Below are 274 nucleotides of genomic sequence, written 5' to 3'. Positions count from 1 at the left end.
CAAATGCCTTATCTTGGTTTTCCCCCTCACCGATACTATTGCTTGCCGTGACCGCAAACGTCTCAGTATCTGTATGGTCAACGCTCGGATAAACCGGACCAACAAATTGAATTTCTCCAATTTGCAGTAAGCCATCGTTATTTTTGTTCTTGGTTATCTCAAGACGATAGCTTTGATATGGCAATTGATTTGCTACCGCAAAGCTTTGGCGCTCCCCTCGCGCTTCAAAAGACTCACCAACCCAATTGCTCAACCGCTGCCATGTAACACCATT

General features: G+C 45.3%; 1 protein-coding gene. It reads right to left on the bottom strand.

The features are described from left to right. Window positions 1-253 (bottom strand): hypothetical protein (locus CWC11_RS21075; protein ID WP_502704815.1); only part of this gene is annotated, 253 nt, incomplete at its 3' end. Window positions 254-274: the final 21 nt, after the last annotated feature.

The sequence above is a fragment of the Pseudoalteromonas sp. S3178 genome (assembly GCF_005886985.1).
GTDB lineage: Bacteria > Pseudomonadota > Gammaproteobacteria > Enterobacterales > Alteromonadaceae > Pseudoalteromonas > Pseudoalteromonas carrageenovora.
This window is presented reverse-complemented; position numbering and strand designations above follow the sequence as displayed.